The sequence below is a fragment of the Halorubrum lacusprofundi ATCC 49239 genome (genome assembly GCF_000022205.1).
In the GTDB taxonomy this organism is placed as follows: Archaea; Halobacteriota; Halobacteria; order Halobacteriales; family Haloferacaceae; genus Halorubrum; species Halorubrum lacusprofundi.
Genome location: NC_012029.1, coordinates 1,137,434 through 1,162,365, shown reverse-complemented (window position 1 = coordinate 1,162,365; position 24,932 = coordinate 1,137,434). Strand labels below are relative to the sequence as shown.

Here is a 24,932-nt window from a genome sequence, read left to right as displayed (position 1 = left end):
GGAGAGTCCGAACAGTGACATCTTCCTCGCCTCCGACGCTCCCGCTGGCGGACGGGACGATGTCGATCGGGTCGTTCACGGACCCGATCGTCGTCGATCCCGACCCGTCGCTTTTGGCGGCCCTCGCGGCGGCCTACAGGGATGCCGCGCCGGAGGCAGTCAACCCGGACCTTGACGCGCTCCGGGACGCCGCGCGAGGGGACGAGGCTCCGCTCTCGCCGGCCGCCGACCTCCCGAGGCTCACGGTGCTGGCGAGAGATCACGTCGTCGACGCGATCACCGACCCGTTTTATTCGGCTAGCCAGCTCGCGGCGCTCACGGAGGCGGGCGTCTGGGACCTGCGGACGCTCGCAGCGCCGCAGCCGAACGCCGTCCTCGCGGGGCGGTCCGACGGTTGCGTGGTCATCGCGGCGTCGAGCGGGCGCGACGGCGACGGCGCGTCCGAGTCCCCCACCGATCGCGGACCGTGGTGCCGGATCAGCGCCGATCCGACGCTCCGCGACCGCTACGTCGATCTCGTCGCGGACGCGGAGGCGGTGCGAATCCGAACGCCGAGCCGCCATCGGCTGTACGGCGCGCTCCGGGACCGGTGCGGGAGCGAGGTCGCGGACGAGACCGTGCGACTGCTCGACGCCGGCAACGATCCTCTCGACCGCGGCGCGGCGCGCGTCCGGGCGTACGCCGCCGGTGCGCGCCGCGCCGCCCTCGATCGCGACCTGCGGCGCGCCTGCGAGGACGCCGGGCTCGGGAGCTCGGCGACGTTCACCCGGATAAAACGCGACCTCGTCGAGGCCGGTCTCCTCGGGACGGAGTCGGTGTCGCAGCCGGTGGGACGCCCTCGCCAGCGACTCGTCGCACGGGGTGCGCTGGCGGACGCGTCGTCGCCGGCGGCGGCTCTCGCGGCGCTTCGGAAAAAGGGGTTATAAGCAGTCGACGGGAGCGGTGTCGCTCAGTCGTCCTTCGTCTTGATGTCCGCGGAGAGCCCCTGTGCCATCTCGATCTCCTTCGAGTTGTTCAGGGTCCACGCGGTGCGGTCAGTGACCGCCTCGATGGCCTCTCGCGCCGAGGGGTAGCCGTTCCCGGACTTCTTGACGCCGCCGAAGGGGAGCTGAACCTCTGCGCCGATACAGGGGAGGTTGCCGTACGCCAGCCCCACCTCGGCGTGGTCGCGGTAGTAGTTGATCTGGCGGTAATCCTCGGAGACGACCGCGCCGGCGAGCCCGTACTCGGTGTCGTTCTGGATCTCGACCGCGCGCTCGATGTCGCCGTCGTATTCGAGAAGGGCGACGTGCGGCCCGAACACCTCCTCGTGCGTGCAGCGGAGGTCCTCGTCGGGGTCGGCCTCGTAGACGAACGGGCCGATCCAGTGGCCGTCCTCGTGACCGTCGGGGACCTCGTCGGCGTCGAGCTCGGTCCGGTCGACGAGCACGTTCACGTCCTCGTCGCGGGCGAGTTGGTTGTACTCGGAGACCTTCTCGAAGTGCTCGGTCTCGATGAGCGGCCCCATGAACGTGTCCTCTTGTAGAGGGTCGCCGACGGCGACGTCCTCGGCCACCTCGACGAATCGCTCTTTGAACTCGTCGTACACGTCCGTGTGGACGATCAGGCGCTCGGAGGAGACGCAGCGCTGGCCGGTCGTCTTGAAGGAAGACATCACGGCCGAGTGAACTGCGATATCGAGATCCGCCTCTTCGGTGACGACGATCGCATTCTTGCCGCCCATCTCACAGGCGACGCGCTTGCCGGCGACGCCGCCGAGCTTGTCTTGGATGTGATGGCCGACCTCGGCGGAACCGGTGAAAAGGACGGTCTTGACGTCGTCGTGCTCGACGATGGCGTTGCCGGCGTCGCCGAACCCCTGAACCATGTTGAACACGCCGTCGGGGATGCCGGCGTCGTCGAACATCTCCGCGATGATCTGCGCGCACCACGGGGTCTGCTCGGCGGGTTTGAACACGACGGGGTTCCCCTCCACCAGCGCGATGGCCATGTGCCAGTAGGGGATCGCGACCGGGAAGTTCCACGGCGTGATACACCCGGTGACGCCGCGGGGGTTCCGGCGCATGTACGCGTCCTTCGCGGGGATCTCCGAGGGAACGATGTCGCCTTTCGGGTGGCGGGCGTCGCCCGCGGCCCACTCGACCATATGTGCGGCCTCGACCACGTCGGCTTTCCCCTCCGAGATCTCCTTGCCGCACTCCTTCGTGACGACCTCGCCGAGCTCGTCAGTGCGCTCGCGCAGCTCGTGGTACACGTCCCAGAGGTACTCCGCGCGCTGGATCCGGGAGAGCTCGCGCCACTCCTCGAACGCCGCGTCGGCGGCGTCGACCGCCGACTCGACGTCTTCGGGCGTCCCGCGCTCGAACGTGCCGAGCGTCTCGCCGGTCGCCGGGTTCTCGCTCTCGAAGGTCTCCGAGCCAGTGCCCGAGACCCATTCGCCGTCGATGTAGTGTTGATACGGGTCCGACATGGGCGATAGTTTCCGCCGTTACGCCCAAATATCCCACCCGACCATGGTCGGCAGACTCTTTGTGATGTGGTGCCACAAAGGAGGTAGTAATGGCGACGACTGACACGGGCGGGGTCGAGGAGTGGTCCGGCACGCGACTCACGCTCGACCTGTGGCACCCGAACTGCTGGGCGATCGAGGCGACGAGTCAGACCGACGGCGGCGTCCTGGCCCACGCGATCTACAATACCCCGAAGGCGGACGGCGACACGCCGAACTCGGTGAACGGGCTGTTCACCGCCTTCGCGGACACGAACGAGGAAGTCGAGGAACTGCTCGACGCGATCCGCGCGTCCGATCGCGGGGGGGACCTCCTCGAACTGCAAGAGCGGTTCGGACGCGCCCGGGACGCCCCGGGCAACGTCGTACGCGAGTTCTTCTTGGAGTACGATCCCGCGGACATGATGTGTCCGACGCTACTGGAACACGGGTTCGTCCACAGCGCCCCAGTCCGGATCGAGGGCGGTCGCGAGGAGTGGCAGGTGTGTTTCGTCGGCGAGCGCACGGAGATTCGGGAGTCGCTCGACGCGGTCCAGGAGAACGCGGGCGCGGAGGTGACCGTGCAGTCGATGTCGTCGTCGGGGCAGCCGGGACAGACCCCCCGCGAACAGCGGCTCGACACACTCACCACGACCCAGCGCGAGGTGTACGAACACGCTCGGGAGGCGGGGTATTACGAGTGGCCCCGGGGGGCGTCCACCCGCGATCTGGCCGACGATCTCGACGTGTCGAAGACGACGCTGCTCGAACACCTCCGGAAGGCGGAGTCGAAGCTGCTTGATCCGTGAGGCGAGACAGCCCGAGTCCGGTGCAGTCGGTGCGGACACGGCGGTGAGCGACGGCGAGAGTGGGTGTTGCACGTTGGTTGATCGGTTGTTTATAAATCGGATTGGGGTGTGCTGGCGGGTTTTTATAAGTGAATGACGGCGCTGCGGTGACGGCCTGCAAAGCCCCAGCCGCGAGGACTCGCGCGCCTTGCTGCGCGCCGCACTCGCGACGCTCGTGCGGTGCTTACTGCGGCGTGCTTCGTCCTCGCGACTGCCCCTTTGAGTCCCACCCTCCCACCCAACCGCACAGCACCGCACCTCACGCCTCCCCAACCTCGTCGCTGGCGGCGATAGCCGCCAGCGACTCCCTCGCACCGGCGGCTCGCGGCCCTGCGGGCCGCTCACCGGGGCGCAGGGCGAGAGCGGAGCTCTCGCTTGCAGCCGGCGACGCCAACCGCATCGTTCTTTATAAGTAATCGTCGCTGTCGCTCATGACCCTTTTAAACACGAGATCGCTCGCACCAACGTGCGAGACTCACTCCCGAAGTCGCTCAGCGCCCGACGATCGCCCGCAGCGCGAACAGCGCGTTCGACTTCCGCTCCCGAATTCGCCGGTAGAAGTACGAGAACCACTTGGAGCCGTACGGGATGTACTGGTACACCTCGGCGTCGACGTCGGGGTCGGCCGCGAGGTCGAACTGCGCCGCCTCACGGACGCCCATCAGCATCTGGACCTCGTAGGGCGTCCCGTGTTCCGCGTGGAGCTCGCTCGCGTACTCGATCATCGCGGGGTCGTGGCTCCCGACGGCGACCCCGTCGTCGAAGGTCTCGAACATGTACGCGAGACAGTCGCGGTACGACTCGTCGACGCGGGCCTTCTTTTTGTACGATATCGCGGCGGGCTCGTCGTACGCTCCCTTCACGAGCCGGACCTTCCCGGGGAGGTCGGCGAGGCGTTCGAGGTCCTCACGCGTGCGCTTCAGGTTCGCCTGCACGCAGACGCCGACGTTCCCGTCGGTCTCGATCGCATGCCGCTCGAACGCGTCGAGCGTCACGTCGGTGGTCTCGTGGTCCTCCATGTCGATCCAGACGAACGTGCCGGTTCCGTCGGGACCCGTCGCCGCGGGGGCGTTGGCCGCGTCAACGATGCGCGCGAGGTTCTCCTGAAACACATCGTCGCCGATGTCGAGACCGATCTGGCTCGACTTCACGGAGACGCAGGCGTCGATCCCCCGATCGGCGATCGACTCGACGAGGTCGACGTACGCGTCGGCGTCGGCGTCGGCGGGGGGCCGTTCCGCGTAGTGCTCGCCGAGGAGGTTCAGAATGCCGGCCACGCCCCGGTCGTTGAGGGACTCGACGTGCGCGAGCGCCGCCTCCGGCGTCTCGCCGGCGACGAAGTTGCTCGCGATGGGCGGAATCATACGATCACTGGGACACCCGACGGGGATATAACGCCACCCGACCAATTAGTTCACAGAGTACTTGAGAATAAAAAAACACCACAGCAAATATTGCATCGCATGAGAGGAATATACGTCTCAACCGACCATGGACGGGTAGGGTTTCAGATACCCATACGACCACGAATATCACAGGTAACATATGTCACCAAATAGCATGGACTTGGTCGACCGGAGAACGCTGCTGAAACTGACGGGAGGAGCGGGCGTTGGCGCGCTCGCGGGCTGTCTCAGCACGACCGACGACGGCGAAGACGGATCCGACGGGAGCGACGGGAGCGACGGGAGTGACGGGAGCGATGGCGAGAACGGAACCGACGGCGACGACGGGAGCGACGACGGAGGAGACTCGACCGACGCCTACGAGATCGGGATGGTCGACTCGCAGACCGGGTCGCTGTCGGCGTTCGGCGAGCGGAACCAGCGCGGCGTCAACCTCGCCTTACAGCGCGTCAACGAGATCGGCATCGACGGCCGCGACCTCGAGATCATCGTCGAAGACTCCGAGAGCGAGAACCAAGGCGGGATCGCCGCCGCCCAGAAGCTCGTCAACCAGGACGGCGTGCCCTTCCTCATCGGCGCAGTCGGCTCCGGCGTCTCGCTGGCAATCTACGAGAGCGTCGTGGAGGGGACGGACGTCGTCCAGCTAAGCCAGAACTCCACGGGGCTCAACCTCACGGATTTCCCGGGGCTGCTCCGGATGTCACCGTCGGGCCGCAGCCAGTCGCTCGCGCTGTCGAACCTCATCACTGACGACGGCTACGACGAGGTGGCGATCACCTACGTCAACAACGACTACGGCCAGAGCCTCACCGACGCGTTCGTCGACGCGTACGACGGCGAGGTCGTCTACAACAGCCCGCACGACCAGGAGCAGCAGTCCTACTCGGGAGTCATCTCCGAGATGAACAGCTCGGGCGCCGACGCGTGGCTGTTCATCACCTACCAGGCCGAGTTCGCGACGATGGTCAACGAGGTGTACTCGTCGGGCTACGAGGCGCAGTTCTACGGCGCCGACTCCGTCTCCGGCGACAACGTCCTCGAGAACACGCCGGAGGGAAGTATCGACGGCATGAAGATCGTGGTCCCCTCCGCGCCGATCGAGGAGGAGAACTACCAGTCGTTCGCGTCGGACTTCGAGGAAGAGTACGGCCGGCAGCCGACCTCGTGGGCCGCGTACGCGTACGACTGCGCGATCAACGCCGCGCTCGCGATCCAGGCCGCCGACGAGTTCACCGGCGCGGCGCTTCAGGAGACCGTCCGGCGTGTCTCCGGCCCCGAAGGGGAGGAAGCGACCTCCTTCGAGGCCGCCAGCCAGATCCTCGCAGACGGCGGCGGTCCCGACGACGTCGATTACCAAGGGGTCAGCGGTCCCATCGACTTCGACGAGAACGGGGACCCGGTCGGTTTCCTTCAGGTCTTGGAGGTCCAAGACCACGCGTACGAAGGTATCGACTTCATCGAAGGCTGATATCGATCGATGACCGTCCTCGGATATCTGGCTAACGGGCTGGTCTTCAGCAGTATCATCGTTCTCGGCAGCATCGGGCTGTCGCTGGTGTACAGCATCGCCGACTTCGCCAACTTCGCGCACGGCGACACGATGACCATCGGCGCGTACACGGCGCTCGTGACGTTCGGCGCCGTCGGCGGACTCGGAGGAGCAGTGCTGGGACTGCCGTACGGCTTCTTCCTCGCGCTGGTCGTCGGGATCGCGGTCGCGGCGGTCGTCGCGGTCGGCACCGAGAAACTCATCTACGAACCGCTCGACGTCGATTCGATCGGCCTGCTGATCACGTCGATCGGGATCGCGTTCATCTACCGCGCAGTGATCCAGATCCGGTTCGGCTCCGGGTTTACCCGGTTCGACATCCAGCCGTTGCGGCCGATCGAATCGCTCGTACCGTACGGCGTCCGCGTGACGCTGCACGACGTGGCGATCGTCGGCTCGGCGGCAGTGCTCGTCGTCGGACTTCACGTCCTCCTCCAGTACACCGACCTCGGGCGGAAGATGCGAGCGATGGCGGACAATCCCGACCTCGCCCGGGTCAGCGGGATCCGGACGAAGCGTGTCAAGCTGTGGACGTGGGTCATCGGCGCCGGACTCGCGGGCGCGGGCGGTGTGTTCCTCGGACTGTTCAACCAGCTCTCACCGCGGATGGGATTTAATCTCCTGTTGGTCATCTTCGCGGCGGTGATCCTCGGTGGGATCGGCTCCGTCTACGGCGCGATGGCGGGCGGCTTCCTCATCGGCATGATCAATCAGCTAACACCGTTTTTCTCCAATGTGGTCGAGGCGCTACCGATCGCCCCGAACTGGCTTGAGACCGTGCTCGAGAACCTGATCAGCATCGAGTACGCGAACGCGATCGCGTTCGTGATCATGGTCGTCGTGCTGTTGGTCCGGCCCAACGGGATCGCCGGGGAGGGTGCAACATGAGCCTCCTCTCCGACCCGAAGGGAGCAGTGGCGGATCTGACACGACCAGAGGCGTGGGTGCTCGGCGTCAGCGTCGCGTTCATGCTGTTCCTGCTCGGTGCGCTGCTTACCGGCGCGCTCGGCCCGACGTACTTCCTGTTCCTCGTCGGGCTCGCCGGGATGTACGCACTGCTGTCCTTCGGGCTGAACGCCCAGTGGGGGTTCACCGGGCTGATCAACTTCAGCGTCGCCGCGTTCTTCGGGATCGGCGCGTACGGCTCCGCGCTGATGACCGCGAGCGGCTCGCCGATCGCGGGCGGGTTCAACCCGATCGTCGGGCTCGTCGTTGCGCTCGTCGCCGCGTTCGTGCTGGCACTGCTTATCGGTATCCCGACGCTCCGGCTCCGGGCCGACTACCTCGCGATCGCCTCGCTCGGACTGGCTGAGGTCGTCCGGCTAATCGTGCTCAACGAGCGCTGGCTGACCAACGGGAGCGCAGGGCTGCGCGGCATCCCGGGCTTCTTCAAGGGGTGGCCGGTGCTCTCGACGTTCCCGGAAACGATGCCGGGACTCCGGCTCGTGGTGATCCCCGGGTCGCCGGTGATCCTTGAGACGGCGTTCTGGCAGGCGTTGCTGAACGTCCTGTTGGTGCTCTCGTTTGCGGGCGCCGCGTACTTCGTCCTCAGGCGTGCGCACCAGTCCCCGTGGGGGCGGGTGTTGCGGACGATCCGCTCGGACGAGGACCTCGCGCGAGCGCTCGGCAAGAACACCTACTCGTTCAAGATGCAGTCGTTCATCCTCGGTAGCCTGATCATGGCGCTGGCGGGCGTGTTCTACACCCACCTAAACCTCTACGTCGGGCCGGGCGATCTGGACCCGATCACGACGTTCTACGCGTGGGTCGCCGTAATTCTGGGCGGCAGCGGCTCCAACCGCGGGGCGCTGTTCGGCGGCATCGTCATCGTCACCATCCGCGAGGGGACACGCTTCCTCAACGATGTGGCGCTGCCGATCGATCCGGCGCCGCTGCGGCTGCTGTTGATCGGGGTCGTGATCGTCGCCGTCATGCGCTACCGGCCGCAGGGGATCCTCCCGCCACAGCGGGAGCTGATCTGGCCGAGCGCCGTCGACGGGCAGGAGGCGCCCGATCCGCCATCTTCCGGCGTCCGCGAGCAGAAGGGAGGTGGTGGCGATGAGTGAGGGTGCGCTCCCCAAGCAGGACGCCGTCCTGCGCGTCGACGATCTTCAGAAGTCGTTCGGCGGCCTCGCCGCGACGGACCACGCCTCGTTCGCGGTCGAGCGCGGGACGATCACCGGACTCATCGGTCCGAACGGCGCCGGGAAATCGACGCTGTTCAACCTCATCTCCGGCTTCTACGAGCCGGACGGCGGGACCGTCGAGGTGAACGGGACCGACGTGACCGGTATGGAACCGTATCAGGTGGCCGATCACGGGCTCATTCGGACGTTCCAGACCCCTCGCAAGCTGGAGGGGATGACCGTCCGCGAGGCGATGTTGGTCGGGCCCCGGAACCAGCCCGGCGAGTCCTTTATCAAGCTGTTCGCCACGCCGGGGGCGGTCGGCGAGAGCGAGTCGGCGAACCTCGCCGAGGCCGAGCGGATCTTAGAGGATTTCGAGATCGACCACCTCGCGGCACAGCCCGCGACCGACATCTCCGGCGGTCAGATGAAGCTCGTCGAGCTCGCGCGGGCGATGCTCGCCGAGCCGGAGGTGCTGCTGCTCGACGAGCCGGTCGCAGGGGTGAACCCGACGCTGGCGAAGAAGCTCAAAGACCAGATTCGGCGGCTCAACGACCAAGGGACGACGTTCCTGCTGATAGAACACGACATGGAGTTCGTGATGGATCTGGCCGACCCGATCGTCGTCCTCGATCAGGGACACGTCCTGACCGAAGGGACGCCGGAGGGGGTCCGAAGCGACGATCGCGTTATCGACGCGTACCTCGGAGGCGGCACATGAGCGACGACACCACCCGGCCCGTAGGGGCCACCGACCGAGCCGATCCCGTGCTCTCGCTGTCGAACGTCGACAGTGGGTACGGCGAGGTGCAGGTGCTCGACGACTGCTCGGTCCGGCTCGATCCGGGCGAGATCGTCTGTCTCGTCGGCCCGAACGGGGCCGGAAAATCGACCGTCCTCAAGACGGCGTTCGGGATGTTGACGCCGTGGACGGGGACGGTGATGTACCACGGCCGCGATATCGGCGGAATGGCGCCCGAAGAGATCGTCCGCGAGGGGATCGGCTACGTCCCTCAGACCGACAACGTGTTCGGCTCGCTGACGATCGACGAGAACCTCCGGATGGGCGGCGTCGCCCGCGACGGCGGTCTCGAAGCGGTGATTGAGACGCTGTACGACCGATTCCCGATCATCGAGGAGAAGCGGACCGCGAAGGCCCGGACGCTCTCCGGCGGCCAGCGGCAGGTGCTGGCGTTCGCTCGGGCGCTCGTGATGGAACCCGACGTGCTGCTCATCGACGAGCCGTCCGCAGGGCTCGCGCCCAACACGGCCGACGACGTGTTCGAGGACGTACAGGAGGTCAACGACATGGACACCGCGATCCTGATGGTCGAACAGAACGTGACGAAGGGGCTCGGTATCTCCGACCGGGGCTACGTCCTCGATCAGGGGACGGTCCGGTTCGAGGGGACGCCGGAGGAACTGCTCAACGACGAGGAGGTCTCGCAGCTGTACCTCGGCGGCTGAGTCCCCGCTGGTTCCTTTCGAAGCGTACCCAACCCGAATGCCACCCAGTCTCGGCCGATACGCGTTCGCGCTCGCTCCCCTCGCAGCCGCGGCGCTGTGGGGCGGGATGTACGTCGTCAGCAAGTGGGGGTTCGCGCTGATCCCGCCGGTGACGCTCGGCTTTCTCCGGGTCGCGCTCGGTGCCGGCGCGCTCTGGCTCGTCGTCGCCGGCCGCGGCGGCCCCGCGCCGACTCGCGGCGAGTGGCCGGCGTTCGTCGGGCTGGGCGGCTGGGTGACGCTGACGGTCGCGACCCAGTTCGTCGGCACGGAACTGACCAACGCCAGTCAGGGATCGCTGCTGACAGTCCTCACCCCCGTGTTCACGGTTCTGCTCGGCGCGGTCGTGCTCGGCGAGCGCGTCACGACGGTGAAGGCGGGCGGGATGACCGTCGCCGGCGTCGGGACCGCCGTCGTCATCGCCGGCCAGTACGATCTTGGGTCGATGGCCGCCGGCAACGCGCTCGGCGTGGCGCTGCTCCTGATCGGCAGCGCGGCGTGGGCTGGCTACACCGTCTGGGGACTGCGTGCCGTCAGGCGCCACGGCGCGCTACGCGCGGCGACGTACTCCTCGCTGGCGAGCGTCCCGATGCTCGGCGTGCTTGCCGCCGTCGAGCTGTGGTACCTCAATCTCTCGCCGGCCGATCTCCCGCTGACGGCGGAGTCGGTCGCCGCCGTGCTGTACCTCGGCTTGGCGTCGACGGCGGCCGCGTGGTACCTCTGGTACAAGGGCTTAGAGTACGTGCCCGCCGGAACGGTCGCGGTCTTCTTCTTCGCACAGCCCGCTGTCGGGGCGGCGCTCGGGGCGGCGCTGCTCGGGGAGGCGCTCGGGCCGGAGTTTCTCGTCGGGGGCGTGCTGATGGCCGTCGGCATCTGGATCGTGAGTCGGGAGCGCGCGGAGACGGCAGCGGGAACGCCGGACGCGAGCGCGGAGTAGGCTGTCCTCTCTGACGTCGCTCTACGTCGCCCGCTTCTCCAGTTCGCCGGTGAGCGCGGCGGCGTCGAACTCGTGGTCGGGTCGGATCGCGACGAAGTCGAGGAACTGCCGGGCAGCCAGAATTTCGTCTGTCGAGTAGCTATCGAGCGCGGCGTCGATGGCGGCGGCGGCGCCGATTAAGGGTTCCAGCGCGGCGAGAGCGCTCGCGAGGTCGTACGACCGCGCCGACTCGCGACCCGCCTCGCTCACGCTCGTCGCGTCGATGACGTAGAGGTCGCCGTCGCGCACCAGGACGTTCTCCGCGCGGAGATCGCCGTGCGCGAGCCCGGCGTCGTGGATCGTCCGGAGGGTCTCGAACAGCGTCGGGGCGAGCGCCGCCACGTCTTCGGCGTCGAGCTCGTCGAGCGTCCGAAACTCGGGGAGGTACTCCAATACGACGACGCCGAGGTCGCCGACCTCCAGGGCCTCAATCGGCTCCGGGGCGTTGACGCCGATCTCGCGGACCTTCTGGGTCGCCTCCAGCTCGTGGAGCGCCATCTCGTAGGGAGTCTCGTAGCGCTCGAAGAAGCCTTCGGTGCCGGCGGAGAAGACGCCGAGGTTCCGTCCGGTGGTGAACAGCGCGTGGACGATCGTGTTCTGGCGGGTGATCACCTTCACGAACAGGTCGTCGTCGATCACCATCGGGGTCGACAGCCAGTTGTCGGCGTCGAGGAAGCGCACCCGCATCTCGTCGCGGTCGTACCGGTCCGCCAGCTCGCGGACGACCCGTTCGATGTCGGGCCAGTCCACACGGCCGCGCACGAGCCGACGGAGTTCCATAGAGAGTCTGAGGCGACCGCGACTGATAAATGGTCACGTCGGGGCGAGAGAAAGTCCATCACGGTCGTTCGCATTGTTTATGACACCGCGTCGCAATTCTTGCCCATGGACTTCGATCTGCCCGCGGAAATGATTATACGAGAGTACTATTATACACTCACAGCAATTTAAAAACCGACCGCCGATACTCCGGCTCTACATCCTCATAATACGTATGAATATACGAATGAATCGCATCTCCCGAGTTCTTCATATCACGCTCCCCACCATGAACATCCCCACGAAGATACTTCACTAACTCAATATCCATCCCCTGATGCACCTGCCACCACGTCGTGAAAAAGTGCCGACCAAAATGCGACGACACAGCCGCATGGCGCTCAGTCTCATCATATTCCGGGCGGAAATGCTTATGCCAAATATCCCGCACCGCTGAAGTCTCAAACTGAATGTTCTTTCGATCAGAAAGGAACAGCCACGGCTCCTCGTTATCAGGCCGAATGAACAGCCAATCAGTCAACACCTTCCGAATCTCCTCATCGAGCGGGATAATACGAGGCCTCTCAGACTTATTCCCATCCCGCTCCTTATTAAACGGGATGTAGATCGCGTTCTCATGATCCTCCAAGCCTCGATTGCTGCCCATCTCAGAATAATGCCCCAACAGGTCCGGCTTCTTAATGTGAATATCCTCCAGCTTGATATTACACAACTCCTGAGCGCGAATCCCGAGCTTCAGCTGAGTCATAATAATCGCCCGATCTCGCACATCCTTAATTTCAGAAATATGCTCAGCCATCTCCTCCTTCGAAATCCGTGGCGGCTCCTTCGGTGACGGTTGCGACAAATTCACCTTCATCATCGCGGCGCTCACCGGACTGAAATCAGACGGGTGCGGATAACTCGAATCATTACGGAAATACTCAAACGCCTGACTCAACCGATTAAGTTTTCGACGCACGACCCCCGGACTGTTCCCCTTCTCGTCCTTGTAATACCGAGCGAACCGCAGAACATGGTCCTGATTCGGACACACAGGGTGCCGTCCCTCCCACTTCATGAACTCCTTCCATTGGTCAATCGTCCGTTGATAATGCTTCACAGACTCCTTCGCAAGATTCCGCGGCCCGACCACGCCAGTAGCGGTGACTACCTCGCCTGTACTGATCGATGAGGGTGTTAATCTGTCAACACTGAGAATTTCAACAGAGCTAGTTAAGCAGAACTTCAGCCGTGAAAACGAGTGCTGATGATCGGGTAGACACATTAAGAGCCCTATTAGATGGTCCCTGGTTGAACGACTTCCAGGTTCGAATCCCGGCCCGTACGACTTGGGATGGGGATGAGAGTCCGATTGGGGGTACCGTTGTTTGTGTCGGCAGATGAACTTCGGGAGTTGGGTGTATATTTGGAGTCGGCGTCTGAGATGGAGTTGCGGGTTCGGAATGGTGGTTTTGGTGTTGCAGGGACGTAACCTCACGGTTTTTGCTGTTGGATTCGTAGGTGATGGTATGGAAGACGAAGGGTTACTCGGTATACTTGATTCCGCTGAACACCGGATGATTCGGGACACCGTCCGGGAGTTTTGCGAGGAGGAAATCCGGCCGATCGCCCAGGAGATCGAGGACGAACACCGGTTCCCCGACGAGGTGTTCGCCGACCTGAACGACCTCGACATGATGGGCGTGCCGATATCCGAGGAGTACGGCGGGCTCGGCGGCGACCAGCTCATGTACGCGCTCGTCACCGAGGAACTCGGTCGCGTCTCCGGCGGGATCGGGCTCTCGTACGCCGCCCACACCTCGCTGGGCGCGAAGCCGATCGAGCTGTTCGGCACCCCGGAACAGAAGGAGGAGTGGCTCCGACCGCTCGCCGAGGGGGGCAAGCTCGGCGCGTGGGCGCTCACGGAGCCCGGCAGCGGCTCCGACGCCTCGAACATGGACACGACCGCCGAGTACGACGCCGACGCCGGCGAATACGTGCTGAACGGCACGAAGCAGTTCATCACGAACGCGACCGTCGCCAACAGCGTGCTGGTAAAGGCCGTCACCGACTCCGACGCCGGCTACGACGGCATCTCGACGTTCATCGTCGACCCCGCAGACGACGGATTCGAGGTGACGACGGTCTGGGACAAGATGGGGCTCAACTGTTCGCCCACCTGCGAGATACTGCTGGACGACGTGCGGATTCCGGAAGACCGGCTACTCGGCGAGGAGGGCGAGGGCTGGACGCAGACGATGAAGACGCTCGACGGCGGACGGATCTCGATCGCCGCGCTCTCGGTGGGGCTCGCGCAGGGCGCCTACGAGGCCGCCAAGGAGTACGCCGGCGAGCGCGAGCAGTTCGGCAAGCCGATCGCGAAGTTCGACGCGATCCGCGACAAGGTGGTCCATATGCATCGGCAGACGGAGCGCGCCCGCCTGCTCACGCACAAGGCAGCGACGACGTACGACGCCGGCAACGAGGTGACGCGGGAGTCCGCGCTGGCGAAGCTCGACGCCAGCGAGGCCGCTCGCGAGGTGGCCGAGGAGGCGGTCCAGACGCTCGGCGGCTACGGCTACACCACCGACTTCGCGCCCCAGCGCTTCTACCGCGACGCGAAGCTGATGGAGATCGGCGAGGGGACGAGCGAGATCCAACACGTCGTATTAGGGCGCGAACTCGGGTTGTAGACGGACGGCATTTATAGGAGAGAAGCGGTGTCGCTGTCGGCTGTTTATACGTGATCGACGGCTCTGCGGTGACCACTTCCAAAGCCCCAGCCGTCGGCGGCTTCGCCGCCGGCTGTCAGAGACGCTTTGCGCCTCGCTGTCACCGGCGCGCAGCGCTGGCGACGCCACCGCATCACCCATTTATAAACGGTCGTCGCTGTCGCTCACCTCTTTAAATATTGCATCTCTCTCGATGAACTGCAACATCCACTCCCGCTATCGATCGCCGCTGTGTCTGTATTAACTGCACTCGGAATAGAATGTCTCACCTACTGAGGAGTTCAACAGAGCCAGGACCTCCTAACAATCTGCTAGCAGTGCAATTAGGATATAATGGCTCGAACGCCGCTACTCGTTCCGGACGGAAGTACCCCGGAAGATCACGCCCCGAGATCGGACAGGAAGCAGAGAGGAGCCCAACGTGACATCGCCGCCAGTGCGTCCACCGCGTCCAAGGGGGTGTAGCGTATGGCAGACACCGTGATTATCTACAACCCGCAAAGCGGAGGCGGCTCACATGCCGACGACGTCGAGGACCGCGCGGATCTGAGCGGGTATGCAGTCGAACGGTCTGAACACGCCGGCGAAGCGGTCACGCTGACACAGGAGGCTATCGAGGCCGGATACTCGACGATCGTGGCCGGCGGCGGTGACGGGACGGTCAACGAGGTTGTTCAGGGGATCGACCGGGCCGACGCGTTCGACGACGTCACGTTCGGCATCCTGCCTCTCGGGACGGGTAACAACTTCGCGAAGCAGATCGGCATTACCGATCTCGAAACCGCGTTCATTGCCCTCGATGACGGTGTCAGGCGTACTATCGATATCGGGATGGCAACCGATCGGCCCTTCGTGAACTCCTGTGTCGCCGGGCTAACCGCCGAGTCAGTGAGCGGGACGTCCGGAGCGTTGAAGTCTCGTATCGGTGGGTTGGCATACGTGCTCACGACGCTCCGGACCGTGACCGATTTCGAGCCGCTACAGCTTACGATTGATAACGAGATGAGCGACGGCGACACGCCGACGTGGAGCGGTGAAGCGCTCTGTGTGGTGGTCGGGAACGGCCGTCAGTTCGCGGCGGACGGGACGACACAGGCCAACATGGAGGACGGTCTCTTCGAGGTCGCGATCGTCACGGACGTGCCCGCGATTGATCTGATGAGTGATGCGGTACTTGAGCGCCTGTTCGGCCAGGACTCGCCACACATCGACCGGTTCCAAGCCGCATCGGTGGATATCAGGGGCCACTCGTCGGACCCCATCAGATTCAGCGTGGACGGGGAGACCATCGAGCAACGCGACCTCGTGCTCACTGTTCGACCGAACAGGCTGCGGCTCGTCGTCGGGGAGGGATACGACCCCTCTCCGATGGACACGTGAGGCGACGGTCCCGCGAACGACCGGGCGACGGCAAATCACCAGCTGAGAAAACGATGTTCACAGTAGACCTCCACGCCCACACACGGTTTTTCCACGGCTTCCAGGCGGAGCCGACTCCCTACGACCCGATCGGCGCGCGGCTGTTAGCGCTGTGGGGACGACGCGCTGGGCTCGACGGCATCGCGCTGACCAATCACGACTACTACCGCCCATTCGACAGCGCGACGGGAGGTCCGCAGTTCATCCCGGGTATCGAAGTCACGACGACGGCCGGCCACCTCTTGGTCGTCGGACCGGATCCGCCGCGTCGGACGATTCCCGGTGAACGCACCCCGGAGGAGGTCGTGTCGCAGGCGCACCGTAACGGGTGTGCCGCGATCATCGCGCATCCGTATCGACGGAGTCGCGTTCGCGAGAGCGACGCGGAGTTCGACGCCGTCGAAATAAACGGGAAGCATCCCGACAACGCCGAGCGTGTCCGAGCACTCGCCGAATCGCTTGAGATACCGGTCGTCGGCGGGAGCGACGCCCACTATCCCTTCGAGGTCGGGCGGACGGTGACCCGAATCGAGGCGCCGGAACTCACGCCTGAAGCCGTAGTCACGGCGATTCGAGAGGGAGCAGTTGCGGTCGACGTTCGCGACTCACGGGTCGACGAACTCATGCGAACCGGGTACGAGTACGTCCACCGGTATCTGTGACATCCCCATGTCTCAGCCGAAGAGACAGGATATCGGCCCGATTCGCCCGGCACCTCACTCGTACACCTCGCCCTTCCGTTCCCTGAAGCCGATCCACGTTCCGAGGGTCAGCCCGTAGATAACGTGCCCGACGTGGAAGATCACCGTTTCGTCCGACTCGAGCTCCTCGTCGAGAAGATAGCGGAACAAGACCCGCGTTCCGAAAGCGGAGAGGGCGAGACTGTACACGAGAGAGAGTCCGATCACGCCGAGGCGGCGTTCGCGTTCGTTCCGGAAGTCCAACAGGCTGATCCCGACGCCGAAGAGGCCACCCGCGACGCCACCGTACAGGAAGTGGAGGAGTAGTCCGATGCCGGGATACGCCTCCGCATCACCGCTCCCGACGTATTTCGCCCAAAAGTCGGCGGTCGGCGGTAATGCGCGGAAGACGGGGAACCGGTACAGGGTCATGAGTACCGTGGCGATCAGGCCACCGACGACGCCGCGAATCAGCCCACGGACGACGCGCAATCCGGAACCGCTGGTCAGGCCGCGCTGGACGCTGGTCTGTTGTTGACTCGTGTCTGTGTTTTGGGTTGTCATGTCAAGGTGTGTGTGTCGTGAGTCGAGATAACTGTACTCTCGATCGCTGGTGATTCGACGGATCTCCGTCGACGCCTACGGGTGGTCACGAAAGAGTGCGAGATGGCGGAGCGCCATTCGGTTCTCGATCCCGCCTGCGAGTGCCCCCGACAGCACACCCAGCGTGCTGATGAAGCCACCAACGCGGATGAGGTCGGTGAACCCGACAGTGGGCTCCTCGAGGCTCGGCCAGTTCGTCATCAGGTTCGGCGGGAAGACGGCGAGTTCGATCAGGAGCATGATCGACCCGACGAGGACGAAGAGTCCCATCATCGCCACGACGAGAATACAGAACACCGTCACGTTCACCAGCGCCATGTGTTCGGTGATCACTTGGCTCCGCTCGCGCGGGAAGGACAGCCGCTGAACGTACAAGAGATGGACAGCGGCGGCGATGATACTCCCGATGGCGAACAGCGTGGTGGTCCGGTTGGTCAGGTTCAGTCCGACGTCCCACGCCTCGGCACTGAACACTAAAATTAGCGTCGGCGTCACCGCGGCCGTCGAGAGGCGCGGGAGTGAAAACGGAAGCAGCGGTGCGCGACTCTGCAGGAGCGTCGAGACGACGGTCCACGGGTTCCGCGCAAGACTCAGCGCGTGAAACGCCAGCCGTCGAAGCCGCCCACGTGAGACGCCTTCTTCGGGGATACGGGTGGTGATCTTCCTGAGGTGTTGCGTGATGTCCGCGTCAAATCGCGGGACGCTCCGGCGAGAGGGATCGAACGAGAACGGCATCATCACGCCGCCGTCATCGTGGTCCGCACCGAACACGTGTCCGAAGAGATGCACGAGGAGGGTTGCGGCGTTCCAGTGGACGGCCGCCGAATCGAGTGCTTGGACCGTCTCTCGGCCGGGTCTCCGACGGAGTCGCCGCGTCGAAACGACGACCACACGCGCGATCGGGGACGCGAGTCCCTCGACGGTTCGCTCCTCACGCGTGGTCAGTGGCACGTCGGTCACGACGACGACGAGGTCGTACGGACGCTTCACCATGTGAAGTGCGGCCTCATCGAGGAACTCAGACGGTCGCCGGGGGGCAGCGTCGGTAAGCGGATCCGGTTCGGCACAGTGAACTCGCCAGGTCGCGTCCGTGGCCGCCGCTAGCTCATCGACGCCATCGCGGGTCATCTGCTCGGCGAACGATTGCAGTGGCTCGGCGTTCGTCCCCGGCGAGTGCGCGATGAGAACCCCGACGTCGATTTGCGGCGCAGCCTCGTCGCCACGCTGGTCGTCCACTGTCAGCGGGTCGAGCCGCTCGGCCCCATCGCCATTCGTGATTGCACTGCCAGCGGACTCTTGATCGACACCAGTGGGCTTGGAATCTGTTGACCGAGCACCATCACTCATTAGCCTGTGTCAGAGATACGCATCGTCCCACTCGTCGGCCAGGTGAGTGTTGCCACAGTCCCCGCACTCCAGCCTGTCGAGTCCGTCGATAGAGACGTCCGTACTGCCGCACTGTGAACAGAAGTATCCGTACACCTCCTCCTCGCCGTCCGCAGAGTACACCGTGAAGAACGGGGCCTCACTGCCGGGAACGCTATCGTCGCGATCGATGGATAAGTCAACCCCGTCGACGGTGACGGACTCCGGGACCGTGACGGTCGGTTCGGTCGGCGTCTCCGTCGATTGGCCTTCCGTGAACATGGTGACTGCGAACTCCTCCCCGCCGACCAGTAGGTGGTCGTGATCGCCCTGTTTGAGGCCGAATCCTTCGAGGAACTCGCCGCCCTCAACGGCCTCATCGAGGATACACGCCGCAATCGGCTTGTCGGCGTACTGTTCGCGAACACGTTCGAGCAGCGCTGTGGCGATGCCTCCACCCCGTGCCGTTGGATCCACGTGGAGCCACCGGATCGTCGCTTCCGTTCCGATTTCGACGGTGATGAACCCGCGGACGGTTTCCGTGTCGTCGACCGTCTCTTCGACGACGAGCACTGTCGTATCCGAATCGTCGAGCAGGTCAGTCAGCGCTGTGTCGTCGAACTCCTCTTCGAGTATCATCTCGATCTGGTCGGGACTGAGCGAGTACGACGATTGCAGCGAGTCGCGCGCGATTGCTCTAATCTGTTCTCGGTCGTCCGACTCTGCAGGGCGAACTGTCATGTGGTTTGGTGTTTTTGAGTTGTCATATTTTTGTATTTGTACGGCAACGGATCGAAGTCTCGCACTGAAAAGAAGGGTTCAGCAGAGGACGGACTGATGAACGCCCAGTAGACGGTGTTACCTGCTCAGGTAGATCTCGTTGTCAGAGACGGACTCGATGCTAGCGGCATCGAGCTGATAGTTATCTTGGTCGGCCTCGCCCCAGCCCAGTTTGGATCGGATCGTGTCTGTCAGCCCCGGATCAGGATCGACGTATGCATTGCCGTGTTCCACACTGACAACACGACCAATCGTGTCACCGGTGGCGTTTACGACGCTCTTGCCTTCGTCGTCCGCTGTCAGTGTTACGCCGTCTTGCATGTGATTCGATGAACAACGCTTCCGAGACTAACCGTTCTGCTTGCCTCTGCTAGGCGTATATGCGGAAGTGGCCGCCGAGCAACGTGACCGTCACTTCAATCGGCCGCGTTCCCTTTGGTGACCCGCTCTCGCGTAAAGTTCAATAACGCCGGCGTTCCAACGTTTAATATGATTGATGGTTCTCCCTTCGGTGCGGTCGATCCGGGCGAGCCCGTGTACGAGGACGGCTGGAGGCTGGGTCGCGTCGCAGGATCGACAAACGAGAGCTTCGAGGTCGAGACGGCCACCCCCGACCACCCCGACGGCGTCGACGAAACAGCACACTCGGGCGGCGAGTTCGACGAGAAGGTCAGGGAGAACTGGAGAGTGCGTGTGAACACACCTCGCTCCGGCAGCGCCACGGTGTCAGAGAAACAGCTCAAGACGTTCGCTCTCGCCGTCTTGTCCAACCCTGAGAGAGGTCGTTATATATGAATTTCGCCCTCGAAGTCCGCGAGCAGGGTCGGGGCATGATGGGCGCGCTGTTAGTGCTCGGCATCTCGTTCGCGTACACGACCGAGACCTGGTGGCTGGCCGTCGAGGTGCCCGCCACCCATCTGCTCGCGTTCGTTGTCGTCGGGATCGCCCTCATCGTCCCGATCACCCGCGCCGTCGGCTTCCGGGGGGATGACGACCGATCGCCGGTGTACGTCGAGGTCGCCGAGGTGGTGTTCCAGGGGTTTCTCGTCGCGTTCGCGGCGCTGGCGCTGCTCGGCGTGCTCGACCTCACCGATCCGCTCCCGGTAGTCGTTCGGACGATACTGGTTCAAGTGGTCCCGCTAGCGTTCGGGGCGTCCTTAGCCAACGAGCTCCTCAGCGGCGATCAAGAGGAGATCTCCGAGGCGTCGTTCCCGGCGAGTCTGGGAGTGTTCGCGCTCGGCGCGGTGTTCTTCGCGGCGCCAATCGCCCCAACCAACGAGGTGGCCGTACTGGCCGCCGGGGCCAGCTGGCCGAGGATCGGCGCGATTCTGCTCACCTCGCTGGTCGTGACGTATCTGATCCTCTATGAGCTTGAGTTTCGGGGCCAGAGGGCCCGCCTCGAGCAGCGTTCTCTCCGCCGTCGAATCGGACAGACCTGCATGCTGTACGTGGTCGGGCTGGCGGTCGCCGCCGGGATGCTGCTCGCCATCGGGGAGGCGGGCGTCCAACCGTTCGCGACCGCGGTCCGCCGGACGATCGTGCTCGGGTTCCCCGCCGCCGTCGGGGCCAGTGCTGCGCGGGTGGTGCTCGCATGACTCGAACCGACGACGAAACGCCGACCCAGGCCCGTGACCGCGATGCCGTCGAACGAGGGGACGGAGAGCGTGGGGAAGACGGGGAGGAGCCAGGAACGAACGGCGGTCTCAATCCGGACGGCGGTGAGCTTCTGGAGCTGGCGATCGTGGTCGCGAGCGTACTCCTCATTGTGGCGACGCTTGGCTACGTCGGCTGGCAAGCGGCCGTCACGACGGCGGACGGCGTCCCGACGGCAACCGTCGAGGCGATCGAGCCGATGCCGGCCCCGGACGACGACCGTCGCCAGGTGACCGTCCGACTCGATAACCAGGACGGGACCGGACTGTCCTCGGTACAGGTGGCGGTCAGATGTGGCGACTCGGAGCGGTCGCTCGCGTTCGAACACGTCCCTGCGGGCGGCCGACGAACTGGAACCGTCGTCTGTCCCGCCGGCACGGCACCTATTTCGGAGGTAGTAGCATGGGTCAGAGTATGAACGGTCTCACAGACCACCTGCCATCTCGCAGCCGCCTCGGCTGGTGGGCGTTCGTCCTCCTGCTCGGCGTGGCGATCGCGTACGTCGTCGGCTCGTTCATCGGGCTCACCGTCTTAGGGCTGTTCGGCTACTACGCCACCCGGCCGATCTGCGTCCGACTCCGGTCGGTAACGGGATCGCGACAGCTCGCGGCGACGCTCACGGCGCTGTCCGTCCTGGTCCCGATCCTGTTGCTGTTGGTTGTCGTCGGCCTCCGTCTGTTTCAGGTCGTCCAGCGCCAGTTCGGGGACGGGGAATTCGTCGGGACGCTCGTCGCCCGAATCACCGGCATCGACGCGCTCCCGGCGGAACAGCGCGAGCAGCTGGTGTCGCTGCTGTTGAATCCCTCCTCGATCCTCGACGCGGGCGGGTCGGTCTGGTCCAACGTGGGGGCCGCCGTAACCGCGCTCCAAGGCGTCGTGGGCGGGCTGTTTCTGCTTGGACTCGCCACGACGCTGGCGTACTTCCTGCTCGCCAACGACACCGATGTCTCAAAGACCCTGACCGAACTGGTCGGCGGGCGCGACTCGACGGCGTACGCCTACGCAATCGCGGTTGACGCCGACCTAGAGTCAGTGTTTTTCGGCAATCTGCTGTTCGTTGTCGCCTCGTCCATCCTGGCGACCGTAACGTACGCGGCGACGAACCTCGTGGCGCCGCCCGGACTCCAAGTGCCGATGGTGCTCGTGGCCGGTTTTCTGACCGGGCTGGCGAGCCTGATCCCCGTCGTCGTCGGCAAGATCGTCTACATCCCCATCGTCGCGTTGCTCGGCTTTCAAGCCGTCAGCACCGACCAGGGGCAAGGGAGCCTCGTGTTTGTCGGGGTCGTACTCGTGGCCTACGTGCTTCTCTTGGACATCCTGCCGCAGTCGTTTCTGCAGCCGTACCTCTCCGGGCGACGGCTCAACGCGATCTTGCTGCTGTTCGCCTACCTGCTCGGACCGATCCTGTTCGGATGGTACGGCATCTTCCTCATGCCGATTCTCTTCGTGCTCGTTCTCGAAGCGATCCGAATCGTTCTGCCGGAGCTGCTCAGTGGGGAGCCAATCCGGCCAGAGGCGAGCGTCGCAGAGGATATCGGGACGGACCCGGAGGAGGTGCACGCCGAGCAAGACGATTTTCAGGGCGATTCCGATCCCGATCCGGAACCCGAACCCGAATCTGATTCTGATTCCGATTCTGATTCCGATTCCGATTCCCAGCCCAAATCCGATCGCGACCCGGACCAAGGTAGGAGCTAAGATCACGGGATAGACGATCACAGATACATCGCGTTGCGCCCGCAAGCCGCGGTTTTATCACTTTCAGAGCCGCTTGATTTCCATGGCAATCGTCGATACACTGATCGTGTTCGTGGTGAGCCTGCTCGTCGGCGCGGTAGGAATCTACGTCGGGGCACGCGTGATGACGGACACCGACAGCTTCCCAAAGGCGGTGGTAACGGCCCTGATCGGCGCGATCGTCTGGGCGGTCGTCGCGTTCTTTTTCGGCTGGATCCCGCTTTTGGGCCCGCTGTTAGCGCTGATCGCGTACCTTGCGGTCGTGAACTGGCAGTACCCGGGTGGCTGGATCAAGGCCGCCGGGATCGCGCTGTTCGCCGCCGTCGCCTCGCTCGTCGTCCTCTATCTTTTTTCAAGGCGAGAATCCCGCCGTTTACGGCGGGCGTGAAGCCGACAACTCCCTCACGTTCCACCGTCGGTTGCAGTCTGAATACCCCACGACGGCAAACCTTTATTAGAATTGGGTGTGTAGAAATCAGTACGACCAAATGAAGTACAACCTCGAAACTGGGTCGCACACGGTCTACGCGCTCCAATATCACTTCGTGACCGTCACGAAGTACCGCGCAGACCTACTCACCGACGAAATCGCAGAACGGGTCGGTGAGATTGCCAGCGACATCTCCGAGGACTTCGGCGTAAACATCCAGAACGTCAACGGCGGAAGCGACCACGTTCACATCCTCTTCACGGCGAAGCCAACGACCGACCTCACCAAGTTCATCAACTCACTCAAGGGCGTCACATCTCGCAAAATCCGTGACGAGAACCCCGAGGTTCGGCAGGCGCTCGACAAAGCGTTCTGGCAACCGGGATACTTCCTCACCACCACTGGCCAAGTGAGCATCGACGTGCTGATGGAGTACGTGGAGGAGCAGTAGCGTGTCCACGACCGTCACGAAGACGTTGCAGGCGACGTTCGCACCCCCCACCGCGCACAAGCAGTCGAAACTCAACGACCTGCTCGAAACCTACCGTGACGGTCTGCAAGAAGCGTTCGACGCCGGGGCGAGTACCATGTCCTCGGTGAGCGACATCGTGACGCCCTACGACTTGCCGTATCAGGCCAAAGCCGCGCTCTGCAACTACGTCCCGAAACTCCGCAAGACGTACAACGCGCAGGATTTGGACGACGAACACCCGATACGACTCACGAACCAAGCCGCGAAGTTCGACCACTCGGAAGAACGCGACTACGAGTTTACGTGGTGGGTTCCTCGTCCCGGTCGGGGAACGAATTTCTGGATGCCGCTCCGCATCAATCCCGAACAGGAAGACCTCTGGCACGACCTCGTATCCGAGGACGCGAAAGCGGGCGAGATACGGCTTCAACAGCATCGGAAGAATTGGGTACTACACGTCACCGTCGAGTACCCGGTTGAAGAACCAGCGGCGGACGGTGACGCCACGCACATCGGCTTAGACATCGGAGAAACCGCCCTCATCACGGGCTGTGCCCTCAAGGACGGTTCTCCGACTGACCCGTTCGTGTGTAGCGGAAGCAGAGCGAAGCATCTCCGAAAAGAGATGCACACGACCCTGAAACGACTGCAAGAGCGTGACGCTTCGGAGTGGCGTACCGACGAACGGTTCGACCACTACCAGAACGCCCTCACCGACATCGTGGAGAAAGCGTCTCGGGAAGCCGTCGAGTACGCCAAGCAGTTTGAAAATCCGGTGTTGGTGATGGAGGACTTGACGTACATCCGTGAGCGTCTCGACTACGGGAAGTACATGAACCGTCGGCTTCACTCGTGGGCGTTCGCCCGACTCCAAGGGCGCATCGAGGACAAGGCGACGGAAGCAGGTATTCCGGTCGAGTACGTGAATCCGGCGTACACCTCGCAGACGTGCCACTCGTGCCACCGCATCGGTCGGCGGGACTCGCAGGCCGAGTTCCGGTGTCCGAACGATGACTGCCACGTTTCGACGTTTCAGGCCGACATCAACGCTTCCGCGAATATCGCACGACGGGTTGACCCGTGGGGAGAGAGCGTCCCGCTTGACAAGGCCGGACGCGATGACTCGCCTCGGGATGGGAGCGGTTGTGACACCGCCACGACTCACCGTGAGAAGAGCGTACCAGCGCAGATGACGCTCACGGCCTACGAAGAGTCGAAACCCTCTACCAGCGACGACTGACTGGTATTCCCCCTGCGTGGGAAGCCTCGCCGTTTACGGCGAGGAGGATGTCACGTGATGGCGGTCGTGGGGATTGTCGGCTTCGAGGCGCTGGGAGTGCCCGGTGTGTAGCATGGTGATGGACCCCGCGACCGGGAGGTGTGACCCTCCCGTTCGCCGATCA

General features: G+C 64.1%; 26 protein-coding genes. 18 read left to right on the top strand and 8 right to left on the bottom strand.

Going from position 1 to position 24,932, the window contains the following annotated elements:
* Positions 1-59: 59 nt before the first annotated feature.
* Positions 60-926 (top strand): transcriptional regulator TbsP domain-containing protein, encoded by an 867-nt coding sequence (locus HLAC_RS05710; RefSeq protein WP_015909892.1) that lies wholly within the window; start codon positions 60-62, stop codon positions 924-926.
* 23 nt (positions 927-949) lie between these two features.
* Here the strand turns inward: HLAC_RS05710 and HLAC_RS05705 are convergent, their stop codons facing one another.
* A complete protein-coding gene (locus HLAC_RS05705) occupies positions 950-2,470 on the bottom strand; it encodes an aldehyde dehydrogenase family protein (protein ID WP_015909891.1) in 1,521 nt (506 codons plus the stop codon).
* A gap of 89 nt (positions 2,471-2,559) precedes the next feature.
* Here HLAC_RS05705 and HLAC_RS05700 point away from each other — a divergent pair, with 89 nt between their 5' ends.
* Entirely contained in the window at positions 2,560-3,297 is a 738-nt protein-coding gene (locus tag HLAC_RS05700; protein ID WP_015909890.1) for a helix-turn-helix domain-containing protein, read from the top strand.
* Between the two features lie 530 nt (positions 3,298-3,827).
* Here HLAC_RS05700 and HLAC_RS05695 read toward each other — a convergent pair.
* Positions 3,828-4,700, bottom strand: a complete 873-nt coding sequence (locus tag HLAC_RS05695; protein WP_015909889.1) for a proline dehydrogenase family protein — start codon at positions 4,698-4,700, stop codon at positions 3,828-3,830.
* A 196-nt stretch (positions 4,701-4,896) separates the two neighbouring features.
* Between HLAC_RS05695 and HLAC_RS05690 the strand changes: the two genes are divergently transcribed.
* The 6 genes from HLAC_RS05690 to HLAC_RS05665 are packed head-to-tail and all read left to right on the top strand — an operon-like array spanning position 4,897 to position 10,857.
* On the top strand, positions 4,897-6,210 hold the full coding sequence (locus HLAC_RS05690; RefSeq protein WP_241211141.1) for an ABC transporter substrate-binding protein: 1,314 nt from the start codon (positions 4,897-4,899) through the stop codon (positions 6,208-6,210).
* A gap of 9 nt (positions 6,211-6,219) precedes the next feature.
* On the top strand, positions 6,220-7,179 hold the full coding sequence (locus tag HLAC_RS05685) for a branched-chain amino acid ABC transporter permease (protein ID WP_015909887.1): 960 nt from the start codon (positions 6,220-6,222) through the stop codon (positions 7,177-7,179).
* Positions 7,176-8,357 (top strand): branched-chain amino acid ABC transporter permease, encoded by a 1,182-nt coding sequence (locus HLAC_RS05680; RefSeq protein ID WP_015909886.1) that lies wholly within the window; start codon positions 7,176-7,178, stop codon positions 8,355-8,357. Before HLAC_RS05685 ends, HLAC_RS05680 begins: the two co-directional genes overlap by 4 nt.
* On the top strand, positions 8,350-9,138 hold the full coding sequence (locus HLAC_RS05675; protein WP_015909885.1) for an ABC transporter ATP-binding protein: 789 nt from the start codon (positions 8,350-8,352) through the stop codon (positions 9,136-9,138). The genes HLAC_RS05680 and HLAC_RS05675 overlap by 8 nt, the downstream gene beginning before the upstream one ends.
* The gene (locus HLAC_RS05670; RefSeq protein WP_015909884.1) at positions 9,135-9,884 is read left to right on the top strand and encodes an ABC transporter ATP-binding protein; all 750 of its coding nucleotides are present in this window, start codon (positions 9,135-9,137) and stop codon (positions 9,882-9,884) included. The genes HLAC_RS05675 and HLAC_RS05670 overlap by 4 nt, the downstream gene beginning before the upstream one ends.
* A 37-nt stretch (positions 9,885-9,921) precedes the next feature.
* Positions 9,922-10,857 (top strand): DMT family transporter, encoded by a 936-nt coding sequence (locus tag HLAC_RS05665; RefSeq protein WP_015909883.1) that lies wholly within the window; start codon positions 9,922-9,924, stop codon positions 10,855-10,857.
* Between the two features lie 21 nt (positions 10,858-10,878).
* Here HLAC_RS05665 and HLAC_RS05660 read toward each other — a convergent pair whose 3' ends face one another.
* Together HLAC_RS05660 and HLAC_RS05655 are read right to left on the bottom strand one after the other, a co-directional pair.
* On the bottom strand, positions 10,879-11,676 hold the full coding sequence (locus HLAC_RS05660; RefSeq protein WP_015909882.1) for an RIO1 family regulatory kinase/ATPase domain-containing protein: 798 nt from the start codon (positions 11,674-11,676) through the stop codon (positions 10,879-10,881).
* Positions 11,677-11,833: 157 nt separating this feature from the next.
* On the bottom strand, positions 11,834-12,736 hold the full coding sequence (locus HLAC_RS05655; protein ID WP_169304926.1) for a tyrosine-type recombinase/integrase: 903 nt from the start codon (positions 12,734-12,736) through the stop codon (positions 11,834-11,836).
* A 451-nt stretch (positions 12,737-13,187) separates the two neighbouring features.
* On the opposite strand from HLAC_RS05655, the gene HLAC_RS05650 reads away from it, so the two are divergent.
* The 3 genes from HLAC_RS05650 (at position 13,188) to HLAC_RS05640 (ending at position 16,471) form a co-directional block, all read left to right on the top strand.
* Positions 13,188-14,351, top strand: a complete 1,164-nt coding sequence (locus tag HLAC_RS05650) for an acyl-CoA dehydrogenase family protein (protein ID WP_015909880.1) — start codon at positions 13,188-13,190, stop codon at positions 14,349-14,351.
* 507 nt (positions 14,352-14,858) lie between these two features.
* The gene (locus HLAC_RS05645) at positions 14,859-15,770 is read left to right on the top strand and encodes a diacylglycerol/lipid kinase family protein (RefSeq protein WP_015909879.1); all 912 of its coding nucleotides are present in this window, start codon (positions 14,859-14,861) and stop codon (positions 15,768-15,770) included.
* 53 nt (positions 15,771-15,823) lie between these two features.
* Positions 15,824-16,471, top strand: coding sequence for a CehA/McbA family metallohydrolase (locus HLAC_RS05640; protein WP_015909878.1), 648 nt, complete (start codon positions 15,824-15,826; stop codon positions 16,469-16,471).
* A 54-nt stretch (positions 16,472-16,525) separates the two neighbouring features.
* Here the strand turns inward: HLAC_RS05640 and HLAC_RS05635 are convergent, their stop codons facing one another.
* The 4 genes from HLAC_RS05635 to HLAC_RS05620 all read right to left on the bottom strand — a co-directional run bounded on the left by HLAC_RS05635 (position 16,526) and on the right by HLAC_RS05620 (position 19,558).
* A complete protein-coding gene (locus tag HLAC_RS05635; RefSeq protein ID WP_015909877.1) occupies positions 16,526-17,053 on the bottom strand; it encodes a hypothetical protein in 528 nt (175 codons plus the stop codon).
* A gap of 75 nt (positions 17,054-17,128) precedes the next feature.
* Positions 17,129-18,328 (bottom strand): hypothetical protein, encoded by a 1,200-nt coding sequence (locus HLAC_RS05630; RefSeq protein WP_240508845.1) that lies wholly within the window; start codon positions 18,326-18,328, stop codon positions 17,129-17,131.
* Positions 18,329-18,448: 120 nt separating this feature from the next.
* Entirely contained in the window at positions 18,449-19,198 is a 750-nt protein-coding gene (locus HLAC_RS05625) for a GNAT family N-acetyltransferase (protein ID WP_015909875.1), read from the bottom strand.
* A gap of 117 nt (positions 19,199-19,315) precedes the next feature.
* Positions 19,316-19,558, bottom strand: a complete 243-nt coding sequence (locus tag HLAC_RS05620) for a hypothetical protein (protein ID WP_015909874.1) — start codon at positions 19,556-19,558, stop codon at positions 19,316-19,318.
* 168 nt (positions 19,559-19,726) lie between these two features.
* Between HLAC_RS05620 and HLAC_RS05615 the strand changes: the two genes are divergently transcribed.
* The 7 genes from HLAC_RS05615 (at position 19,727) to HLAC_RS05585 (ending at position 24,769) form a co-directional block, all read left to right on the top strand.
* Positions 19,727-20,032 (top strand): hypothetical protein, encoded by a 306-nt coding sequence (locus HLAC_RS05615; RefSeq protein WP_015909873.1) that lies wholly within the window; start codon positions 19,727-19,729, stop codon positions 20,030-20,032.
* Positions 20,029-20,832 (top strand): DUF2391 family protein, encoded by an 804-nt coding sequence (locus HLAC_RS05610; protein WP_015909872.1) that lies wholly within the window; start codon positions 20,029-20,031, stop codon positions 20,830-20,832. The genes HLAC_RS05615 and HLAC_RS05610 overlap by 4 nt, the downstream gene beginning before the upstream one ends.
* Complete coding sequence (locus tag HLAC_RS05605) at positions 20,829-21,308, top strand: hypothetical protein (protein ID WP_015909871.1); 480 nt, start codon at positions 20,829-20,831, stop codon at positions 21,306-21,308. Before HLAC_RS05610 ends, HLAC_RS05605 begins: the two co-directional genes overlap by 4 nt.
* The gene (locus tag HLAC_RS05600; RefSeq protein ID WP_015909870.1) at positions 21,293-22,588 is read left to right on the top strand and encodes an AI-2E family transporter; all 1,296 of its coding nucleotides are present in this window, start codon (positions 21,293-21,295) and stop codon (positions 22,586-22,588) included. The genes HLAC_RS05605 and HLAC_RS05600 overlap by 16 nt, the downstream gene beginning before the upstream one ends.
* Before the next feature lie 82 nt (positions 22,589-22,670).
* Entirely contained in the window at positions 22,671-23,015 is a 345-nt protein-coding gene (locus tag HLAC_RS05595; RefSeq protein WP_015909869.1) for a hypothetical protein, read from the top strand.
* A 100-nt stretch (positions 23,016-23,115) separates the two neighbouring features.
* Positions 23,116-23,508 carry an IS200/IS605-like element ISHla19 family transposase gene (gene tnpA / locus HLAC_RS05590; protein WP_009486679.1) on the top strand — a complete coding sequence of 131 codons (393 nt, stop codon included), beginning with the start codon at positions 23,116-23,118 and terminating at the stop codon, positions 23,506-23,508.
* 1 nt (position 23,509) lies between these two features.
* Positions 23,510-24,769, top strand: coding sequence for an RNA-guided endonuclease TnpB family protein (locus tag HLAC_RS05585; protein ID WP_009486680.1), 1,260 nt, complete (start codon positions 23,510-23,512; stop codon positions 24,767-24,769).
* Positions 24,770-24,932: the final 163 nt, after the last annotated feature.

Coding starts and splice junctions, on each gene's coding strand:
- HLAC_RS05710 (WP_015909892.1), top strand. CDS start 60: ATGTCGATCGGGTCGTTCACGGACCCGATCGTCGTCGATCCCGACCCG.
- HLAC_RS05705 (WP_015909891.1), bottom strand. CDS start 2,470: ATGTCGGACCCGTATCAACACTACATCGACGGCGAATGGGTCTCGGGC.
- HLAC_RS05700 (WP_015909890.1), top strand. CDS start 2,560: ATGGCGACGACTGACACGGGCGGGGTCGAGGAGTGGTCCGGCACGCGA.
- HLAC_RS05695 (WP_015909889.1), bottom strand. CDS start 4,700: ATGATTCCGCCCATCGCGAGCAACTTCGTCGCCGGCGAGACGCCGGAG.
- HLAC_RS05690 (WP_241211141.1), top strand. CDS start 4,897: ATGGACTTGGTCGACCGGAGAACGCTGCTGAAACTGACGGGAGGAGCG.
- HLAC_RS05685 (WP_015909887.1), top strand. CDS start 6,220: ATGACCGTCCTCGGATATCTGGCTAACGGGCTGGTCTTCAGCAGTATC.
- HLAC_RS05680 (WP_015909886.1), top strand. CDS start 7,176: ATGAGCCTCCTCTCCGACCCGAAGGGAGCAGTGGCGGATCTGACACGA.
- HLAC_RS05675 (WP_015909885.1), top strand. CDS start 8,350: ATGAGTGAGGGTGCGCTCCCCAAGCAGGACGCCGTCCTGCGCGTCGAC.
- HLAC_RS05670 (WP_015909884.1), top strand. CDS start 9,135: ATGAGCGACGACACCACCCGGCCCGTAGGGGCCACCGACCGAGCCGAT.
- HLAC_RS05665 (WP_015909883.1), top strand. CDS start 9,922: ATGCCACCCAGTCTCGGCCGATACGCGTTCGCGCTCGCTCCCCTCGCA.
- HLAC_RS05660 (WP_015909882.1), bottom strand. CDS start 11,676: ATGGAACTCCGTCGGCTCGTGCGCGGCCGTGTGGACTGGCCCGACATC.
- HLAC_RS05655 (WP_169304926.1), bottom strand. CDS start 12,736: ATGAAGTGGGAGGGACGGCACCCTGTGTGTCCGAATCAGGACCATGTT.
- HLAC_RS05650 (WP_015909880.1), top strand. CDS start 13,188: ATGGAAGACGAAGGGTTACTCGGTATACTTGATTCCGCTGAACACCGG.
- HLAC_RS05645 (WP_015909879.1), top strand. CDS start 14,859: ATGGCAGACACCGTGATTATCTACAACCCGCAAAGCGGAGGCGGCTCA.
- HLAC_RS05640 (WP_015909878.1), top strand. CDS start 15,824: ATGTTCACAGTAGACCTCCACGCCCACACACGGTTTTTCCACGGCTTC.
- HLAC_RS05635 (WP_015909877.1), bottom strand. CDS start 17,053: ATGACAACCCAAAACACAGACACGAGTCAACAACAGACCAGCGTCCAG.
- HLAC_RS05625 (WP_015909875.1), bottom strand. CDS start 19,198: ATGACAGTTCGCCCTGCAGAGTCGGACGACCGAGAACAGATTAGAGCA.
- HLAC_RS05620 (WP_015909874.1), bottom strand. CDS start 19,558: ATGCAAGACGGCGTAACACTGACAGCGGACGACGAAGGCAAGAGCGTC.
- HLAC_RS05615 (WP_015909873.1), top strand. CDS start 19,727: ATGATTGATGGTTCTCCCTTCGGTGCGGTCGATCCGGGCGAGCCCGTG.
- HLAC_RS05610 (WP_015909872.1), top strand. CDS start 20,029: ATGAATTTCGCCCTCGAAGTCCGCGAGCAGGGTCGGGGCATGATGGGC.
- HLAC_RS05605 (WP_015909871.1), top strand. CDS start 20,829: ATGACTCGAACCGACGACGAAACGCCGACCCAGGCCCGTGACCGCGAT.
- HLAC_RS05600 (WP_015909870.1), top strand. CDS start 21,293: ATGGGTCAGAGTATGAACGGTCTCACAGACCACCTGCCATCTCGCAGC.
- HLAC_RS05595 (WP_015909869.1), top strand. CDS start 22,671: ATGGCAATCGTCGATACACTGATCGTGTTCGTGGTGAGCCTGCTCGTC.
- tnpA (WP_009486679.1), top strand. CDS start 23,116: ATGAAGTACAACCTCGAAACTGGGTCGCACACGGTCTACGCGCTCCAA.